Below are 696 nucleotides of genomic sequence, written 5' to 3' on the forward strand. Positions count from 1 at the left end.
TTGGCTGCTAGTACCCAAAGACCATAATACTTATGCTGAATTTGAAGGACTTTGTCTTTAGTTAAGTCTGGAATGTTTTTATAGTCAAACTTACCACTTGGATAATTACGTAGCATCCAGCCGATATGACTGAACCAAAAACCACGTTTGGCTGAATAAGGGTCTTCTATACGATCATCAACATGGCGATGATGGGTACGGTGACCTGAGACCCAGTCAAATGCAGAGCCTTGTACTGCTAGCGTTGAACCTAGTAGTAAAAAGTTTTTTACCACTGGATGCGCTTTGTAAGCACGATGCGACAGCAAGCGATGATAACCTGCAGTAATACTAATGCCTGTCCATACCATAAAAGCACCAAAAACACCCCAGACAGGCGCGCTTACTTGATGGGTAAACAAATACCATGGAGTAATGACAGCAGCAGCAATAGGAGTCGCTACTAGTATAGTCGCCGGTATCCAATTGATAGGCGCTTTTTTAAATTCAAGCTCTTGTAAATCAAGAGTATGGTTACTTGTAGTGACGTCATTTTGCTTAGCAGTTTTTGTATAGTTACGTTTTGCGGTAGGCTGCTCATCAAGCGCAGCTTTCGCTTTGTTATTATCAAACCACGTTTTAAAACGTCCAACCTGAGTGGTTGCGTTATCCAAAATGCTGTCACCAGATTTGATAGCGAAACGTAAGCCTTTAAGC

1 protein-coding gene is annotated in these 696 nt (G+C 42.0%); it reads right to left on the minus strand.

Features of this window, described 5'->3' with window-relative positions:
- On the minus strand, positions 1 to 470 hold a 470-nt coding region (locus ACS8FD_RS20765; protein WP_439277260.1), incomplete at its 3' end, for a fatty acid desaturase.
- Between the last annotated feature and the right edge of the window lie 226 nt (positions 471 to 696).

This window comes from Psychrobacter sp. 1U2 (genome assembly GCF_051847575.1).